The sequence below is a fragment of the Kitasatospora sp. NPDC094019 genome, assembly GCF_044764505.1.
Classification (GTDB): Bacteria; Actinomycetota; Actinomycetes; order Streptomycetales; family Streptomycetaceae; genus Kitasatospora.
In genome coordinates this window covers 22,441-38,120 of record NZ_JBIWIF010000011.1, presented here as the reverse complement: position 1 = coordinate 38,120, position 15,680 = coordinate 22,441, and the positions used below count along the sequence as shown (strand labels likewise).

General features: G+C 76.5%; 10 protein-coding genes, 1 tRNA gene and 2 pseudogenes. 6 read left to right on the top strand and 7 right to left on the bottom strand.

Annotated elements, in window-relative coordinates; translation table 11 throughout:
- Positions 1–185 precede the first annotated feature (185 nt).
- Positions 186–842, top strand: coding sequence for a histidine phosphatase family protein (locus tag ACIQ9P_RS24400; protein ID WP_402359857.1), 657 nt, complete (start codon positions 186–188; stop codon positions 840–842).
- Positions 843–909: 67 nt separating this feature from the next.
- On the opposite strand, the gene ACIQ9P_RS24395 is transcribed toward ACIQ9P_RS24400, so the two are convergent.
- A complete protein-coding gene (locus ACIQ9P_RS24395; RefSeq protein ID WP_402359854.1) occupies positions 910–2,577 on the bottom strand; it encodes a tetratricopeptide repeat protein in 1,668 nt (555 codons plus the stop codon).
- Between the two features lie 406 nt (positions 2,578–2,983).
- Here ACIQ9P_RS24395 and ACIQ9P_RS24390 point away from each other — a divergent pair, with 406 nt between their 5' ends.
- From ACIQ9P_RS24390 to ACIQ9P_RS24380, 3 genes are all read left to right on the top strand, one after another.
- Positions 2,984–3,484 carry a hypothetical protein gene (locus ACIQ9P_RS24390; protein ID WP_402359851.1) on the top strand — a complete coding sequence of 167 codons (501 nt, stop codon included), beginning with the start codon at positions 2,984–2,986 and terminating at the stop codon, positions 3,482–3,484.
- 40 nt (positions 3,485–3,524) lie between these two features.
- Positions 3,525–4,463, top strand: a complete 939-nt coding sequence (locus ACIQ9P_RS24385) for a spermidine synthase (protein ID WP_402359848.1) — start codon at positions 3,525–3,527, stop codon at positions 4,461–4,463.
- A gap of 261 nt (positions 4,464–4,724) precedes the next feature.
- The gene (locus ACIQ9P_RS24380) at positions 4,725–5,195 is read left to right on the top strand and encodes a GNAT family N-acetyltransferase (RefSeq protein ID WP_402359845.1); all 471 of its coding nucleotides are present in this window, start codon (positions 4,725–4,727) and stop codon (positions 5,193–5,195) included.
- Between the two features lie 118 nt (positions 5,196–5,313).
- On the opposite strand, the gene ACIQ9P_RS24375 is transcribed toward ACIQ9P_RS24380, so the two are convergent.
- The 6 genes and pseudogenes from ACIQ9P_RS24375 to ACIQ9P_RS24350 form a co-directional block, all read right to left on the bottom strand.
- A complete protein-coding gene (locus tag ACIQ9P_RS24375; RefSeq protein WP_402359842.1) occupies positions 5,314–6,372 on the bottom strand; it encodes a hypothetical protein in 1,059 nt (352 codons plus the stop codon).
- 148 nt (positions 6,373–6,520) lie between these two features.
- Positions 6,521–6,967, bottom strand: coding sequence for a DUF4442 domain-containing protein (locus ACIQ9P_RS24370; protein ID WP_320436388.1), 447 nt, complete (start codon positions 6,965–6,967; stop codon positions 6,521–6,523).
- Positions 6,968–7,200: 233 nt separating this feature from the next.
- Positions 7,201–7,276, bottom strand: a tRNA-His gene (locus ACIQ9P_RS24365).
- 158 nt (positions 7,277–7,434) lie between these two features.
- Positions 7,435–8,037, bottom strand: coding sequence for an oligoribonuclease (gene orn, locus ACIQ9P_RS24360; RefSeq protein ID WP_402359839.1), 603 nt, complete (start codon positions 8,035–8,037; stop codon positions 7,435–7,437).
- 647 nt (positions 8,038–8,684) lie between these two features.
- Positions 8,685–9,893, bottom strand: a pseudogene (locus tag ACIQ9P_RS24355) (helix-turn-helix domain-containing protein); the annotation flags it as partial.
- A 1,522-nt stretch (positions 9,894–11,415) separates the two neighbouring features.
- Positions 11,416–12,513 carry an HAD-IA family hydrolase gene (locus tag ACIQ9P_RS24350; protein WP_402359836.1) on the bottom strand — a complete coding sequence of 366 codons (1,098 nt, stop codon included), beginning with the start codon at positions 12,511–12,513 and terminating at the stop codon, positions 11,416–11,418.
- A gap of 766 nt (positions 12,514–13,279) precedes the next feature.
- On the opposite strand from ACIQ9P_RS24350, the pseudogene ACIQ9P_RS24345 reads away from it, so the two are divergent.
- Together ACIQ9P_RS24345 and ACIQ9P_RS24340 are read left to right on the top strand one after the other, a co-directional pair.
- A pseudogene (locus tag ACIQ9P_RS24345) lies at positions 13,280–13,720 on the top strand (universal stress protein); the annotation flags it as partial.
- Between the two features lie 164 nt (positions 13,721–13,884).
- Positions 13,885–15,672 carry a hypothetical protein gene (locus tag ACIQ9P_RS24340; protein ID WP_402359833.1) on the top strand — a complete coding sequence of 596 codons (1,788 nt, stop codon included), beginning with the start codon at positions 13,885–13,887 and terminating at the stop codon, positions 15,670–15,672.
- Positions 15,673–15,680: the final 8 nt, after the last annotated feature.

The window sequence follows — 15,680 nt, the reverse complement described above, 5'->3', positions numbered from 1 at the left end:
CGTCGCGGCCGCCGTCGGCTCCGCGCCGGACCGGGCGCCGCCCTCGGCCGACCGGCCCTCGCGGCCCGGTGGAGCGGGAGCCGGAGGCCGGGATCGTGGGCGCTCCGCGGGTGGGGGATCATGGAGTCCGGTGCTCGATGGCGAGGCCGACCGTCGACACCCGCCCCGATCGCGAGGAGCCTGCCATGCCCGCCCGAATCCTGCTGGTCCGCCACGGTGAGACCGAGTGGTCGGCGACCGGCCGCCACACCGGCCGCACCGACATCCCGCTGACCGAGGACGGCCGCGCGATGGCCCGGGCGCTCGGCGTCCGCCTCGCGGCCGAGCCCTGGAACGGCCTGCCCGACGCCCTCGTGTTCACCAGCCCGCTCGACCGCGCCAAGGAGACCTGCGCGCTGGCGGGCCTCGGCGACCGGGCCGTCGAACGTCCCGAGCTCATGGAGTGGGACTACGGCAGCTACGAGGGCCGCACCGGCGCCGACATCCGCGCCGCCGACCACCCCGGCTGGCTGATCTGGCGCGACGGCGTGCCCGGCGGCGAGAAGCTCTCCGACGTCGCGGCCCGGGTCGACGCCCTCCTCGCCGACCTCAACACCGAGCACGGCGTGCCGGAGCCGGACACCACCGTCATGCACTGCGCCGACCGCGACGTGGTGCTCTTCGCCCACGGCCACCTGCTGCGCATCCTGACCGCTCGCTGGCTGGGCCTGCCGCCCGAGTTCGCGCAGCGGTTCAAGCTCGGCACGGCCGCGCTCTGCATCCTCTCCTGGGAGTACGGCGCGCCGGCGGTCGAGCTCTGGAACGACCAGGGTCACCTGGAGACCCTCACGCACAGGTCCTGACCGGGGGCCAGGTCCCGGGCCGGGGGTCGGCGGCACGGAGGTTCGGGTGGGCCGGGCGGGCCGTGGCTCAGGCGGCGGCCGTCGCCGCGCCGTACGCGGCCAGGAAGCGCCCGACCTCCGGCACCCGCCGGTGCTGGCGCAGCCGCTGCGCGGTGTCCGCGAGCATCGACCGGATCCGCGCCGAGCGCACGTCGTCGAACAGCTTCACGGCGGCCGATCCGTGCTCGGCCGCGCCGGCCAGGTCGCCGCGGCCGAGCCGGTCGTGGGCGAGTTCGGCGGTGTACAGCACCCGGTTGCGGACGAAGTGCGGCTTCTGGAGCGCTATCGCCAGCCCGGCGCGCTCGCTCGCCCGCTCCCAGTCCCCGAGGGCGGACCAGCACTGGGCCTGCAGTCCGGCGAGTTCGGCCTCGCCGAAGAACGACATCCACTCCGGGTCGTTCCCGGAGGGGCCCCGGTCGAAGTACCGGCAGGCCCGGGCGACCGCCCGCTCGCAGGCGGCGCGGTCCTGGAGCAGCGCCCAGCCGCCGGCCTCGCGCATCGCGAGCAGGGCGAACAGCCGGTCCGAGTGGAGCTCCCGGGCGGCGGACTGTCCGGCCTGGGCGGCCCGCAGCGCCTCCCGGGGCCGCCCGGCGTCGCGGGCGAGGAAGGCGCTGTTGCAGAAGACATGGGCCTCCAGCGCGGCGTCCCCGGCCATCCGCGCGGTGGCCAGCGCCTCGGCGTAGTACGAGCGGGCGTCCGCGAGCCGGTTCGAGTCGTGGGCCAACCAGCCGACCGAGACGGCCAGTTCGCCCGCGCCGGCCTGGAGCCTGCGCTCGGTCTCGGTGGAGTACTCGCACGCGTCGAGGAGGACGTAGGCGGACCGCAGCGAGCGGCCCGCCTGCTCGAACAGCGCGTCGGCGCCGTGGGCGTCGTCGGCCAGCCGGATCTCCCGGACGGCCTGCTCGACGCCGAACACCTCGGCCGCGCCGACCTTGCGGGGCGGCGGGACGGCTCCGGGCCGGCCCGGCACGAAGTCGTCGCCCGGTCCGGGGCGGGCGGGCGGCCAGGGGCGGGCGGCCGCCGTGCGGGGGGCGTCGGCCGCGGCGGCCGGGGCGGGCCGGTCGATGCCGATCACGGTGGCCAGCGCGGCGGGGCCGCCGGCCAGGAACGTACGGCGACGCACGTCGTCGTTCTCCTCGTCGGGATGGTGCGGTTCGGCGGGCCCCCGGGGCGCCGTCGCGAACCTCGGCACCGGGAGCCCCTCCGGTGGGGGCGGTTCCGCGTACGGCCATGCAGCGTACGGGAGTTGGGTGGAGAGCGGAGATCTGGGGGCGGGCAGGGGCGGGAACGGGGGATGGAGCGGGGACGGCGGTCCGCCGTCCGGGCCGGCGGCGCCCGGGTGCCGTCCGGGGGGCGGACCGGAGCGCGGTCCGGGGACGACCCCGGCCCCGTCCCCCGTGCCGCCGTCCGTCGAGCGGCGCCGGACGGCGATACGAGGGGCGAAGCCCAGTTCGGTGAGCGGCCGGTCCGGCCACATGTGCCGGAACACCCGCTCGTAGGCGTAGTTGGGGCAGCGGATCTCACCGGACTCGACCCGCCCGATGTATCGGGCGTCGCACGAGACGTGCTCGCCGATCTCACGGGCCGCCCGGCGCACGGCCAGGGCGAACTCGCCCGGCGAACGGTCGCCGCGCAGGGCGCGCATCACGGTGTTGGGCGACGGGCGGTTCGGCTCGGCCGGTGGGGTGGCTGCCATGGTGCGCTCCGTGGTGGTGCGTGGTGGTGCCGGGGTGCTGCGGGTGGTGGTGCCGGGGTCGGGCGGCGGTGGGGCGGCGGGGGCGCCCGGCCACGAGTGGGTCCGCTGGGGCCCGACGGACCGCCGGGCGCGGCACCGACAGTACCGGGAGTCACCGGTCGGCCACAGTGCGTCGACGGATGATGTGCCATCAATACCGGGCAAAACGGGCGTAGTTGCCGGGATCCGCCATGAAATGCCATGCCTTGCTGTAAGGCGCCCCGTGGCCTCGGGGGGCCGACCGGCGTTGTGCTGTTACGTAGAAGCCCCTCCGCCGTTCCTGCCGCACCCCCGCCGCGGCAGCCCCAGCGGCACCCCCACGCCGGGCGGCGCGGCTTCCACCCCCGACGAGGTGACAGGAGGGCCCATGCCCGCCACTGGAGTACCGCACTACCGCCGCCTGGTCGCCGGCGGGATGCCGGCCGCCGCCGCCCCCGCCCTGCTGCCCGAGTCCGCCGACGACCGTGGCCCCTCCCGGCCGCCGTCCGGCGGCGCACCCTCCCGCCGCCCGGCCGCCGACCGCGACCGCGCCCCGGCCGCCGCCCACGACACCGTGACCGTCGCCCTGCGGCACGGACTGGAGGCGGTCGACATCCTGCGGCTGCGGCGGGCCTGCGGTGCCGTGCTGCAGAGCCGCAACGGCGCCACCGTCTCCTTCCTCGTCCCGGCCGGCACCTCGGCGACCTGGCACCTGCCCGGCAGCTCCTGTACCGCCGGCGCCCAACTGCCGCCCGCCACCGACCCGCGCTGGGTGATGCCCCCGTCCGGTGCCGACTGCGCCGTCCGCCCCACCGACGCCTGGGTCCTCCGCTCGGCGCTCTGCGAGGCCGCCTGCACCCTCACCGCGGGCGGCCTCGGTCCGTTCTGAGGCCGCCGCCGCCCCGGGCCGGACCACCGGAGCGGCGATAATGGCCGGTATGGGACGAAGCAACCGAGACGGCCGCACCACCGACCGGGGCCGCACCGCCGCCGCGGACGACCCGGCCGCCACCGGCCCCGGGGGCCGTACCCACGCGCAGGGTCCGCTCACCCGGGCCGTCGACTCCGGCCTCGCCGAACTCCGCCCGGACCGCGACCGCCCCGCCGCCTGGTCGCTGCTGGTCGACGGCGCGCCGCAGTCCCTGGTGGACCTCGCCGACCCGACCCACCTGGGCTTCGAGTACCAGCGCCGGCTCGGCCACCTGGTCGACCTGGTCGCCCCGCCCGGCCGTCCGCTCACCGTCCTCCACCTCGGCGGCGGTGCCCTCACCCTGGCCCGCTACGTCGCCGCCACCCGCCCGCGCTCGCGCCAGCAGGTCGCCGAGATCGACACCGCGCTCACCGACCTGGTCCGCACCGAACTCCCGCTGGAGCGCGGCTGGCAGGTCAAGGTGCGCGGGGCCGACGCCCGCGCCGTCCTGGAGCGCACCCCCGAGGGCAGCGTGGACCTGGTGATCGCCGACGTCTTCTCCGGCGCCCGGGTGCCCGCCCACTGCACCACCGTCGAGTTCACCGCACTGGCCGCGCGGGCCCTGGCGACCGGCGGCTGGTACGCCGCCAACATCGCCGACGGCTCGACACTGGCCTTCGCCCGCTCCCAAGTGGCCACCCTGGGCGCGGTCTTCCCCGAACTCTGCCTGGTGGCCGACCCGGCGGTGCTGCGCGGCAAGCGGTTCGGCAATCTGATCCTGGCCGCAGCGCACACCCCGCTCCCGCTGGCCGACCTCACCCGCCGGGTGGCCTCCGACGCGGCCCTCGGCCGGGTCGAACACGGCCGCGCCCTCGCCGACTTCGCCGCCGGGGCGACCCCGGTGACCGACGCCGCCGCCGCTCCGTCCCCGGCCCCGCCCCCCGGCGTCTTCCGGTAGTCGTGGCGGCGCCGTCCGAACGGGCCCGCCGGGCCCACGCGTCCGGCGGGGCGGTGGTCCGGCGGGGGGGGCGGTGCTTCCGCGGGGCGGTGGTCCGGCGGGTGTTCGGTCGGCCCCGCGTTCGACCGAACCGATGCCCGACCGGCCTCGGGGTCAGGCGACTTGACGCCCGATTGGCTGTTGCGCCGGGTGGCCGCCGACAATGGGGCCGGCGCGGCGGGGACCCGACCGGGCCGACCCGACCCAGGAGGGGCGCACGTCATGCCGATCCGACCGGCCCGGCCGAGCGAGGCGGCGGCACTCAGTGCCCTGGCCCTGCGATCGAAGGCCCATCTCGGCTACGACGCAGCCTTCATGGAGGCGTGCCGGGCCGAACTCACGCTGGAGCCCGGGCGGATCGAGGCCGACCGCACGACGGTCGCCGAGGACGACGGCCGGGTGCTGGGCTTCGTCACCCTCACCGGGGCGCCGCCGGAGGGCGAGATGGACATGCTCTTCGTCGAACCGGACGCGGTCGGCCGGGGGATCGGCCGCCGCCTGGTGGAGCACCTGTGCGCGGAGGCCGCCGCCCTGGGCTTCACCAGGATCGTCGTCGAGTCCGACCCGCACGCCGAGCCGTTCTACCTGGCCGTGGGCGCCGTCCGCACCGGCACCGTCGCGTCCGGCTCCATCCCCGGCCGGGAACTGCCGGTCCTCACCCTGCACCTGCCCGGGCCGTCCACCGACCGCTGACGACCGTCGACCGTCGACGGGCACGGGGGCCTCGGGCACGGGGGGTGCGGGTGCGGGGGGATTCCCGCGCGGACGCTTCGGGCGCGGGTGCTTCGAGGGTCGCGTCGGGAGGCGGTGCTCAGTGCCCCCTCGGCAGGCCCCGGTGCTTGTACATCGCGGCCCCGGTCAGGGCCAGCCCGGCCGCGATCGGGGCGAGGACGGCGGTCGCGGTGCCCGCGGTGTCGTGGGCGACGGTGACGGCGGCCGTCGCGGTGGTGGTCCGGGCGGCCTCCGGCGCCACCCACGCCGGGCCCTCGGTCACGGGTCGGCCGGGAACGGGCCCGGCCGTCGGGGCGGCACCGGCGGCGTCGGGGCGTGCGGGGGCCGACCGCTGCGGCCGGTCCGACGTGGCGGGGGCCGGGGGCGGGGCCGCGGGGTGGCGCTGGTCGCCGCCGGGCCGGGCGGCCCCGGCACTCCCGCCGGTGCGGGCGGAACCGCCCGCCGGTCCGTCGGCCGACTCGCCCCGGGGCGTGCCCGCCCCGGCCGGGCGGGAGGCGGCGGGCGCGGTGTCCAGCAGTCCGGAGGCGATCGCGAACGCGTCGGGCAGAGCGGCCCGTTGTCCCGGCAGGGGGAGCCCGCCGGCCCGGATCCGGTCCTGCAGCACGCTACCGACGACGGCGGTCGCGCCGTCCAGTTCCGGGACGGCGCCGACGGTCGCGGTGCCCGCTCCGGGCGCGTTCGTGGGGACGGGGCCGGTGATCCGGTCGAGCAGCCCGGCGGGCGGGTCCTGTCCCGGCAGGTCGGGCCCGGACGGCGGGCCGGCTTCGGGGGAGGGGGACGGCGAGGGGACGGGTGCGGCGGCCGGGGCGCGGGCGGCGGGTGCCGTCGTCCGGCCGACGGCGGTCCCGGTGGGGGAGCCACCGCCCAGGGCTCCGCCCGGGTGCCCGGCCGGCGCCGCGCCGCCGGCCAGGGCCCGGCCGACGGACCGGCTGGCCGGTCCCGGGGGTGCCTCGGTGTCGGCCGCGCAGGCGGCGGGGGCGCCGAAACCCCAGAGCTGAGCGAGGAGTGCCCCGCCGGCCGCGACGGCCCGGGGGCCGGGCAGCCACCGCCGGGCCGCACGCCACCCGGCCGGACGCCACCTGCCGCCGACGGTCCGTCGGGCGGGTTCCGGGCCACTGGTCGCGTGATTGGCTCGCACGTGAATCGAGAACGAGCGGGCGGGCCGTGAGGTCACGGCCGCGCCGTCACGGTCAGTCATCGTGATCCGTGCGATCCACGCGATTCGCGCGTGCCGCCGTACGACGGCTCCGCCGCTCCCGTCCCGGCGGCCGGGCGGTCGCCGGTGCTCAGGAGTTCGGGCGCAGCGTCCAGACCACCGTCATGACGCCGGTCACGGCGCCGTCGGCACGGGTGATCTCGACGGTCACCGGGAACTCGGGGCGCTCGCCCTTGTCCAGCTCGGCGACGATCTCGGCGGCCGGCCGGCCGAGCACCGCGGTGGCCGTGACAACACCCATGGCGAGCTTCTTGTAGGCGATCTCGGCACTCACCGCGAGCGGCACCGCGCGCGAGAGCTGGTCGCCGAACGCGGCCAGGACGATGCAGCCGCTGGCTGACTCGGCGAGGGTGAACATCGCGCCGGCGTGGGGGCCGCCCACGTGGTTGTGGTACTCGGGCTGGTCCGGCAGCCGGAGCACGGCGCGCTCGGGAGAGGTCTCCAGGTACTCCAGCTTGAGGGTCCGCGCCATCGGCACGGTGGAGTCGAGCAGCTGGCCGATCGAAGGTGTCGTCATGGCAGCAACGTTACTAGTCGGTAGCTTTCGGCGGCAGGGCTGTGACCGGGGAAAAAGATGAGACGCGGACCACGGTGCGGCCCGCGTCGCAGCGCCCTCGCCCCCGCGCCGCCGGAGCGGGGGCGCGGGGAGCGCGGAGGTGAGGGAGCGCGGAGGTGAAGGGGGCGTGAAGGTGAGGGAACGCGAAAAAGCCCCGAGGGTCGGCCTCTTGACGAGACCGACCCTCGGGGTCATGGGGTGAGTGACGGGACTTGAACCCGCGGCCACCTGGACCACAACCAGGTGCTCTACCAACTGAGCTACACCCACCATCAGTCCGGACCGTTCCCGCCCTTCGGCGTTCCCGTTCCGACAAGAAGAACTCTACAGGATCCGAGAGGGTGCTCGCGCCAGGGTTTCCGCCGCCCCGTTCCGGTCGGGCGTCCGGAGCCCGGACGCCCGACCGGAACGGGGCGTGGGTCGGCGGGTCAGCCCGCCGGGGGCTGGAACTTCTCGGCGATCGCGCGCGCGGTGTCGGTGTCCGGACCGGGCTGGGCCACGAACACCGCCTCGCGGTAGTAGCGCAGTTCGTCGATGCTCTCGCGGATGTCGGCGAGCGCGCGGTGGTTCCCGCCCTTCCGCGGGCTGTTGTAGTACGCCTTCGGGTACCAGCGGCGGGCCAGCTCCTTGATCGAGGAGACGTCCACGATCCGGTAGTGCAGGTGGCCCTCCAGGGCCGGCATGTCCCGGCTCAGGAAGCCCCGGTCGGTGGCCACCGAGTTCCCGCACAACGGGGTGCGCCCGGCCTCCGGCGCGTGCTCGCGCACATAGGCGAGCACCAGCGCCTCCGCCTCGGTCAGGGTGACACCGTGCTCCAGCTCGTCCAGCAGCCCGGACGAGGTGTGCATCGCCCGCACCACGTCGGGCATGTTGGCCAGCGCCTCCGCCGGCGGGCGGACGATGACGTCCACACCCTCGCCGAGGATGTTCAGCTCGGAGTCCGTCACCAGTGCCGCGACCTCGACCAGGGCATCCCGGTCGAGGTCGAGACCTGTCATTTCACAGTCGATCCATACCAAACGGTCATTCACGCCACTCACCCTACGGCGCGATCACGCGCCGCGGGCACCGAAGGAGCCGAGCGGGGCGCCGGGGCGTAGCCCTCGGAACCGTGCTCGTCCGGCGTGCGGCCGTCCGCCTCCCGGACCTCGCGGGTCTCCCTGCCCTCCCGGACCTCCCTGGCGTCCCGGACGGGATGGCCGCCGGGGTGCGCCGGGCGGGCGTCCCGCGCGGACCGTGCCTCGCGGGGTTCCCGGGCCTCGGCCGCGGCGCTCCGGGCGCCCTGCGGACGCAGCTGACCCGCCCGGGCCTGCCGGGCCCGCGCCTCCGCCGCCGAGCCCGGGGCGACAGCCGGCAGACGCCCGCCGGGCGCACCGTGCACCCGGCCGGCGGCACCCGCCGCGGAGTCCTCCTGCGGTCGCTCGGCCGCGCTCCGGTGTCCCTGGCCCTGGCCGCGCGCCCCCGGCTGGGGGTGCCCGTCCTCGGCGGCGGCGTGCTCCGCCGTCCGGGGCGGCCGGCCCGCGCCGGGCCCCGGCTGGGCCGGGACGATCGGCGGCCGCGCCGGACCGCGGCCGGTCCCCGGCTGCCCGGGGTGCGCCTGGTGCCCGGCCGCCTGCTGCGGGTACGGCTGCCCGGCCCGCGCGTGGACGCCCGGCCCGGACGGCTGCCCGTGCTGGCCCGGGTGCGCGGCGGCACCCGGCCCGCCCGGGAAGCCCGGGGCCGGGACCGCTCCGTGCCCGCCCGGCAGGCCGTGGCCGCCGAGCGCCGGGTGCCCGCCGAGCTGACCCGGTACCGTCCCGCCGAGGGCGGCCGCCGAGGCGGGCGAGGCGATCGCGCCGGTGGACCGGAGGTCACCGCCCGCCGACACGGCGGAGACCTGGGCGGACACGCCGGGCCGCCGGGCCCGGTAGCTCGTCCGGTACGCGGCCGGCGAGACCCCGAGCTGACGGCGGAAGTGCCCGCGCAGCGCCACCGGCGAACGGAAGCCGCAACGGCGCGCGACATCGTCCACCGACAGTTCCGAGGTCTCCAGCAGCCGCTGCGCCTGCAGCACCCGCTGGGTGATCAGCCACTGCAGCGGGGCACTGCCGGTCAGCGTCCGGAACCGCCGGTCGAAGGTCCGCCGGCTCATGTAGGCGCGGGCCGCCAGCACCTCGACGTCGAACTGCTGGTTGAGGTTCTCCAGCGCCCAGGTGACCACCTCGGCCAGGGGATCGTTGCCGATCTCCTCCGGTAAAGACTGATCGATGTACTGGGCCTGTCCTCCGCCGCTGCGCCGGCTCGGCACCACCAGGCGGCGGGCGAGCGCGTTGGCCGCCTCGGCGCCGTGGTCGCTGCGCACCACGTGCAGGCAGAGGTCGATCCCGGCGGCGGTGCCGGCCGAGGTCAGCACGTCACCGTCGTCGACGAACAGCTCGCGCGGGTCCACGTGCACCCGGGGGTAGCGCTTGGCCAGGGTCGGCGCGTACATCCAGTGCGTCGTCGCCGGGCGGCCGTCCAGCAGTCCGGCGGCGGCCAGGACGAACGCGCCGGTGCACAGGCCGATGATCCGGGCGCCCTCGTGGTGCGCCTTGCGCAGCGCGGTGATCGCCTCGACCGGCGGCGGCTGCGAGATCGAGCGCCAGGCCGGTACGACGATCGTGCCCGCCCGGGCGAGCGCCTCCAGCCCGTAGGGGGCCGAGAGGGTGAGGCCGCCGGTGGTGGCGAGCGGGCCCTCCTCACCGGCGCAGACCAGCAGGCGGTACCGGGGCACCCCGGCGTCCTGGCGGTCGACGCCGAAGACCGAGAGCGGGATCGAGCTCTCGAAGATCGGCGCGCCGCCGAAGATCAGGACGGCGACGGTCTCCCGGCGGCGACGGCCGGAGAGCTTGCGCGGCGAGGCGGCCATCGCGGGTGTCGAGGAGCCGTTGAGACCGGCCGCGGAGCCTCCGTGGCCGCTGTGGCCGTGTCCGGCGCCGCTGTGTCCGGTGCCGCCGTGTCCGGCCGCGCCGAGGCCGAGCGGGCCGGTGGAGGCCGCCGCCCCGACCATGCCGTGGGCGACCGCGCCGAGGCCCGCGCCGGGCGCCCCCGTCGCGGCGAAGGCCGCGAAGCCGCTCTCCGGGCCGCCGTGGCCGCCCGGGTGCCCGTTGCCGGGGTGGCCGTACCCGTTGCCCGGGTGGCCGTTCTGCTGACCGTTCTGCTGACCGCTCTGGTGCCCGCCCTGGCTCCCGGAATGGCCGGTAACCGACGCCCCGACTCGGCCGTCCGGACCCGCGCCGTACCCGCCCCCGTGGCTGACGTTCGATCGACTGACGGGGCGTCCGCCGTGCTCCGGGGTGACCGGGAAGGACGGGGAGCCCGTGCCCGACGGTGCGCCCGGACCGGGTGTGACACCTGGTGCGGACGGTGCGCCCGGGGCTGTCGGGGCCGCAGGGGAATAGGAGGGGTACGAGGCGGTGCCGGAGTGACGGGTGTTGGCGGTGGAGGCCGGGGAGCCGGTGCCTCTCGCGGAACGACCCGCGATGCCGGCCACGGGCTGGCCGCTGTCAGGACCCGCGTCGCTCCTGCTCACCCTGCTCAAGGCGCTCAAGCCCCCTCGGTGGTGTGGTGTGGTGATGCGGCACTGCTGGCCAAGATCGAATCTATCGGGTGGACCGTTGCCGTTGTGACAAGTTCACCATCCGACGCTATGTCGACATGGCAATTTGGCGTGATGCATTCGATCACGAAGCGTGGCACCCGTCGACCCTTCTGGGAAGGGGGTCGGTGCAACGGTGGCTGGTTGTCGCGGGACGTGTCCTGGGGCGTCCGGCTCCGACGTGCCCGGCCGGTGCGCCTGGGCTGCGGATTTGCCCAAGGGCAGGGGACCCGGGCGAGATTGACCGAAAATAGGCGGTGCACAGGCGGGGCGCACAGCTTCGGAGCATGCGCCTCCCAGGCTTCATCCGGCCAGTGCCTGGGCCGCAAACCGGGAACTGGTGACGTCATGTCACCGATCTCCTGCGGAGATCGCCGCCGGCTCGAACCGGCCAACGATGGCGCGGCCGTGCGGCCGCCGGACCGGCCGTGATGCCCGTACGGAGGCCGGCCTGCGGCGCCGGGTGGGGCCGGGCAGACCGACCTGTGCACGAACCGGCCGTACGGGAACCGGAACTGACGGTGTCGATCCCGCTACTGGCGGGGTGGCCTGCGGGCGGGATCCGGTCGGCCCCGGCCGGGCCGGAAGGTGGCGGACGGCCCGGCCGGCACGGGTGCGGCCCCCCGCGCCCGTGCCGGGTCCTCGATCGTTTTCGGATCAACTACTGACGGAGGGTGAGGTTGCCCTTCCTTGGGCCGGTCGGGAGCGGTGGATCGGTCGGCGGGGCGGCGGCCGACGGTGGGCGGGTGGTCCGGCGGGCGCATTCCCGGGCGCGGGCCCGGATCGCGATCCGCTACCCGGCGCGGGCCGGACTCGGCGCCGAGTCGTCCGGAGCCGGCGTCGACGGTGATGCCGGCGACAGCCGGACCGGGAGCGGGACCGGCGGCGCCGCCCCGGGGCCGCCGCCGGGCAGCCGGGCAAACCCGCCGGGCCGGTTTCGGACAGCGGATCCGGCCTCCGCGGCGGACGGGGCACTGCCGTCGGCGTGCGCGACAGAAGGCGCACGCCCGCCGTCCGGGGCGGACGACAGGAAACGCACGCCGTGGTGCGCGCCGCTCTGCGCCGCCGCAGTCGGCTCCACCACCGCCCCGGCCCGCGCTCCGCTCGCCACCGGTGCGCTCGCGGCAGATGTGTTCGCGGCAGGTGTGCTCACGGCGGGGCTGCTTGTGACGGGCCCGCGTCGCGCACCCGTTGCCCCGGCGCGCACCCCGGGTCGGGGCGACGGGGCACCGCGGGCGGACAGCACCTGCCCGACAGCCTCCGGCAGACCGGCCGCCTTGAGGGTGGGCCGGTAGCCGGGCTCGGCCCAGGGGCGGCCGTGGTGCAGCCAGACACTCCGCAGCCCGGCCAGTTCGGCGCCGGCGATGTCCGCGGGGGCGTGGTCCCCGACCATCCAGGTCCGCGAGGCCCAGTCCCCGGTCGGCGCGACGCCGCACCGCTGCGCCGCGATCTCGAAGATCAGCGGGTCCGGCTTGAGGCAGTCGGCCTCCTCGGAGATCACCCAGCCGTCGACCATCGGCCCGAGGCCGGTCCGCCGGATCTTCTCCAGCTGGGGCCCGGTGTTGCCGTTGCTGACGATGCCGAGCGTCCACCCGGCGGCGCGCGCGGCCCGCAACGCGTCGAGGTTGCGCGCCGGGCAGTGGATGTGGGCGTTGATGCCGCGCCGGTAGTGCGCGAGCAGCCGGTCGAGCGACTCGTCCAGGCCGTAGCGGCGGCGGGCGGCGGACAGTACGGTGCTGCGCGGCACGTAGCCGCCGCCGTCGATGGTGGCGAGCCACTCGACGTCGGCGGGCGGCAGGGCCCGTTCGAGCAGGAAATCCTGAGCCCAGGCCCGGAATGCGGCGTCCCTGGGGAGCAGCGTGTTGTCGAGGTCGAGCAGGAGCAGGGGCATGCCGAGCATGGTGCCAGCGGCCCCGCCTATGCAGCTGGCAAATGCCGGGCACCGTCGCGAACCCGTACGTATTGGCTGAAACGGGGTGCCGGGGCGGTTCGGCCCCGCCGGGCCCGGCATGGCCCCGGGGGCGGGTGGCGGTCCGGGCCGCCTCACTGCCCGGTGACCGGCCCGCAACGGATCGTCATCGATCCATGACAGTCCGGTCACGGTGTCCCGGAGCCCTGTTGCGCCGCCCGGTCCGCTCAGTCAAGCTCCAGGGAACCTCCTTCGCCGGAGGGGCGTTCTCGCGCTCGGGCAAGGGGCGCACGGCCGTCGGCACGCGCATCCCTCGTTCGCGGGAAGACTGTCGCCCCGAGGCCGCGTGGCTGGGCGGTACGCCCCGCCCGTCGTACTCTGAAAGGAACAGGTCACAAGCGGTGGTGCTCGGTGCAGACCGACGACTTCCCGTGGGCGGGCCTGCCGCTCGGGCAGCGTTGTCCTCTCCTGTCGGCCCATCTCCTTCGAAGAGCCTTGTGCCATGGCTGGTTCTGAGCCTTCCCGACCGGGGGAACCGGGCGCGGACGCCCGGAGCGGTGGTTTCGCCCGCCCCCTTCGCAACCTCGCGCGCCGTGGCCGTGCCGGCTCGGCCTTCCGTCAGCGGCGGGACGCCCGGCGGTCCGGCTCCCAGGAGCCCCCGGTGACCGGCCGGCCGGGACCGGGCGCCGACCGCCCGGACACCGTCGGCGCGACCGGAGCCGCCGGAGAGGCAGCCGTTCGGGAGGCACCCGCCAAGTCCTGCGACCCCGCCTTCCGGCACGGTGTGGTGGTGGGCTTCGACGGCTCGCTGTCCAGCGAGCGCGCCCTCGCCTACGCGGTGGGCATGGCCCGCCGCTCCCAGTGCGGACTGGTGATCGTGCACGTCGCCAACCGTCTGCCCGCGACCGTGTGGGCCGGCTGCGAACCGCCGGTCTTCGTGGACCTCCCCGACCACCGGACGGAGGTGCTCGGCCTGGAACTCGCCTGCGCGGACTTCCTCGCCGGAGTGCCCTGGATCCTGGTCGAGCGGGGTGGCGACATCTGCCACGAGATCGAGGAGGTCGGCCGGGAGTTCGCCGCCGACGCGATCGTGGTCGGAACCACGCACGGACTGCTCGGCAAGCTCTTCGGCTCGGTCTCCGGCCGTCTCGCCCGCCGCGCCAACCGCCCGGTGATCGTGATCCCCTGACGTTCGGGGGTGCTGCTGCTCCAGGGCCGCGGGTGCGGTTGTGGGTGGCGTGGGAGGTCGTGAGAGGTCGTCGCGCCGGTCGGATATGGGCCGAACGTGTTGTCCCTGCCGACAGCACGCGGCGCTGCCCGGATCGCCATGGGACGGCGACGAACAATGACCGGGTGATCGTTGGGTCAGCTTCGCCGCCGAATCGTTCCCCGCGCCGTCACCTCGATCGTTCGCTCCGCCGTACCCTCTCCCTTCTTGTACCGCTCGCCCTCCTCCTGGTCCCGGCCGGAGCCGCGGCGGCGGGTGCGCCACGGACGCCGACGGTCCGTCCCGCGGGCGGCGAGGCCCGCGCCGCGGTGCGGCTGGAGGTCCGCACCAACGGGGCGACCGGCGGCGAGGTCCGGGTCCGCGCCGACGAACCGCTGCTCCGTGTCTACCGGCTGACGAACCGGGCCGAGTACCGGTTGACCGTCACCTCCCTGAAGGACCCCCAGGTCTCCGGCGCGCCGGTGGTCTGTGGAGGCGAACAGCCGCTGGTGTTGGCGCCGTTGGGCGTGGTGGAGTGCTCGGCCACCCTCCCGGCCCACGGCGGCCCGCAGCGGACCGAGGTCCGGGTCGAGGCCGCCGCCCCCAAGGGAATGCCCCAGGCCGTGGCCACCGCGCAGGCCGGCTATCGCGGACTGGTCGCCGGCATGGCCCTGGCCCGGGTCGGCACCCCGACCGGCTCCGGTGTGGTGGCCCGCGCGGACCGGGGCAGCGACCGGGGCGCGGACCGGAGTACTGACCGGGGCGTCGAGGTGGGGGTCGAGGTGAGCGCCGCCGCCGACGCCTCCCTCTCCGTCGTCCGGAGGTCCGGACGGCGCGCGCTGCCGATGGCGGCCGGCGGGGACCTCCGGCTGCGCTACCGGGTGGACGCGGTCGGGGATTCGCCGATCAGCGCGGTCAGCGTGGCGGAGCACCTGCCCGGGGCGGGACCGGTCAGCTGCACCGGACAGTCCGCCGCCGGGCTGCTGGAACCGGGGAAGCCCCTGGACTGCGCCGCCGAGGGCTCGGCCGTGCCCGGCCGGCACACCGGTGTGGCGCGCGTCGAGGGCCTCGCGGTCGACGGCGCGGTCGGCCAGGACGGCCGCCCGCTGCCGCCCCGGCCGGTCGCCGCCGAGGCCGCGGGCGACTACGAGGGCCAGAGTCCGGCCTCCGTCCCGTCGGGAAGCGGCCCCGACTCGGTGCCGCCGGGCGCCGGTCCGGGCCAGGGCACCGCCGCCGGGTCGACCGACGGCGGACGCCCACCGGCCCCGGGTTCCGCCAACCCCGCGGGCGCGCCTCCGGCCGCCGCCCCCGGAGTCGCCGCCAACGCGTTGCCCCCCAACCCTGCCGCTCCCAACGCCGCTGCCCCGCCGGCCGGTTCGGCCGCCGCTCCCAATGCCGCTCCCAACGCCGGTGCCAATGCCGGTGCCAACGCGGCGGCAGCGGCCGGACAGGCGGCCGCACCGGGTACCGCCGGCGCCGCCGCCGCAGCAGCAGCGGGCTCCGCGGTGCCCTACCGTCCGGGGACCAGCGCCTTCGGCCTGCCCGCGAGCCCCTTCCAAGCCGTGCCGGCCGCCGGTGCCGCCGGTGCCGCGGGTGCCGCGAATGCCGCCGGTGCTGCTGGAAGCGCGGGTACCGCCGTCGGCGGAGCGGGAGCGGGCGCGGGCGCGTCGGGAGGCTCCGGTCCCGGTCCCGGCGCCTCGTCCGCCGGTCCGGGGCAGTCGGGTGATTCCGCCGCGCCGACCCCGAGGGGGAACGCGGCCTCGGCCGCTCGGAGCCCGGACGACGGGCCGTTCGACTGGGACGAGGACTGGGACGCGGGTGAGGTGATGCTGCTGCTGTTGGCGATCATGCTCCCCGTTCTGGTGGTGCTGTCCGCCGCCCTGTCGGTGCGGCAGCGTGCGAGGTCCGGGCCCGGAGGTGGCGGTGGCGACTGAACTCCGGG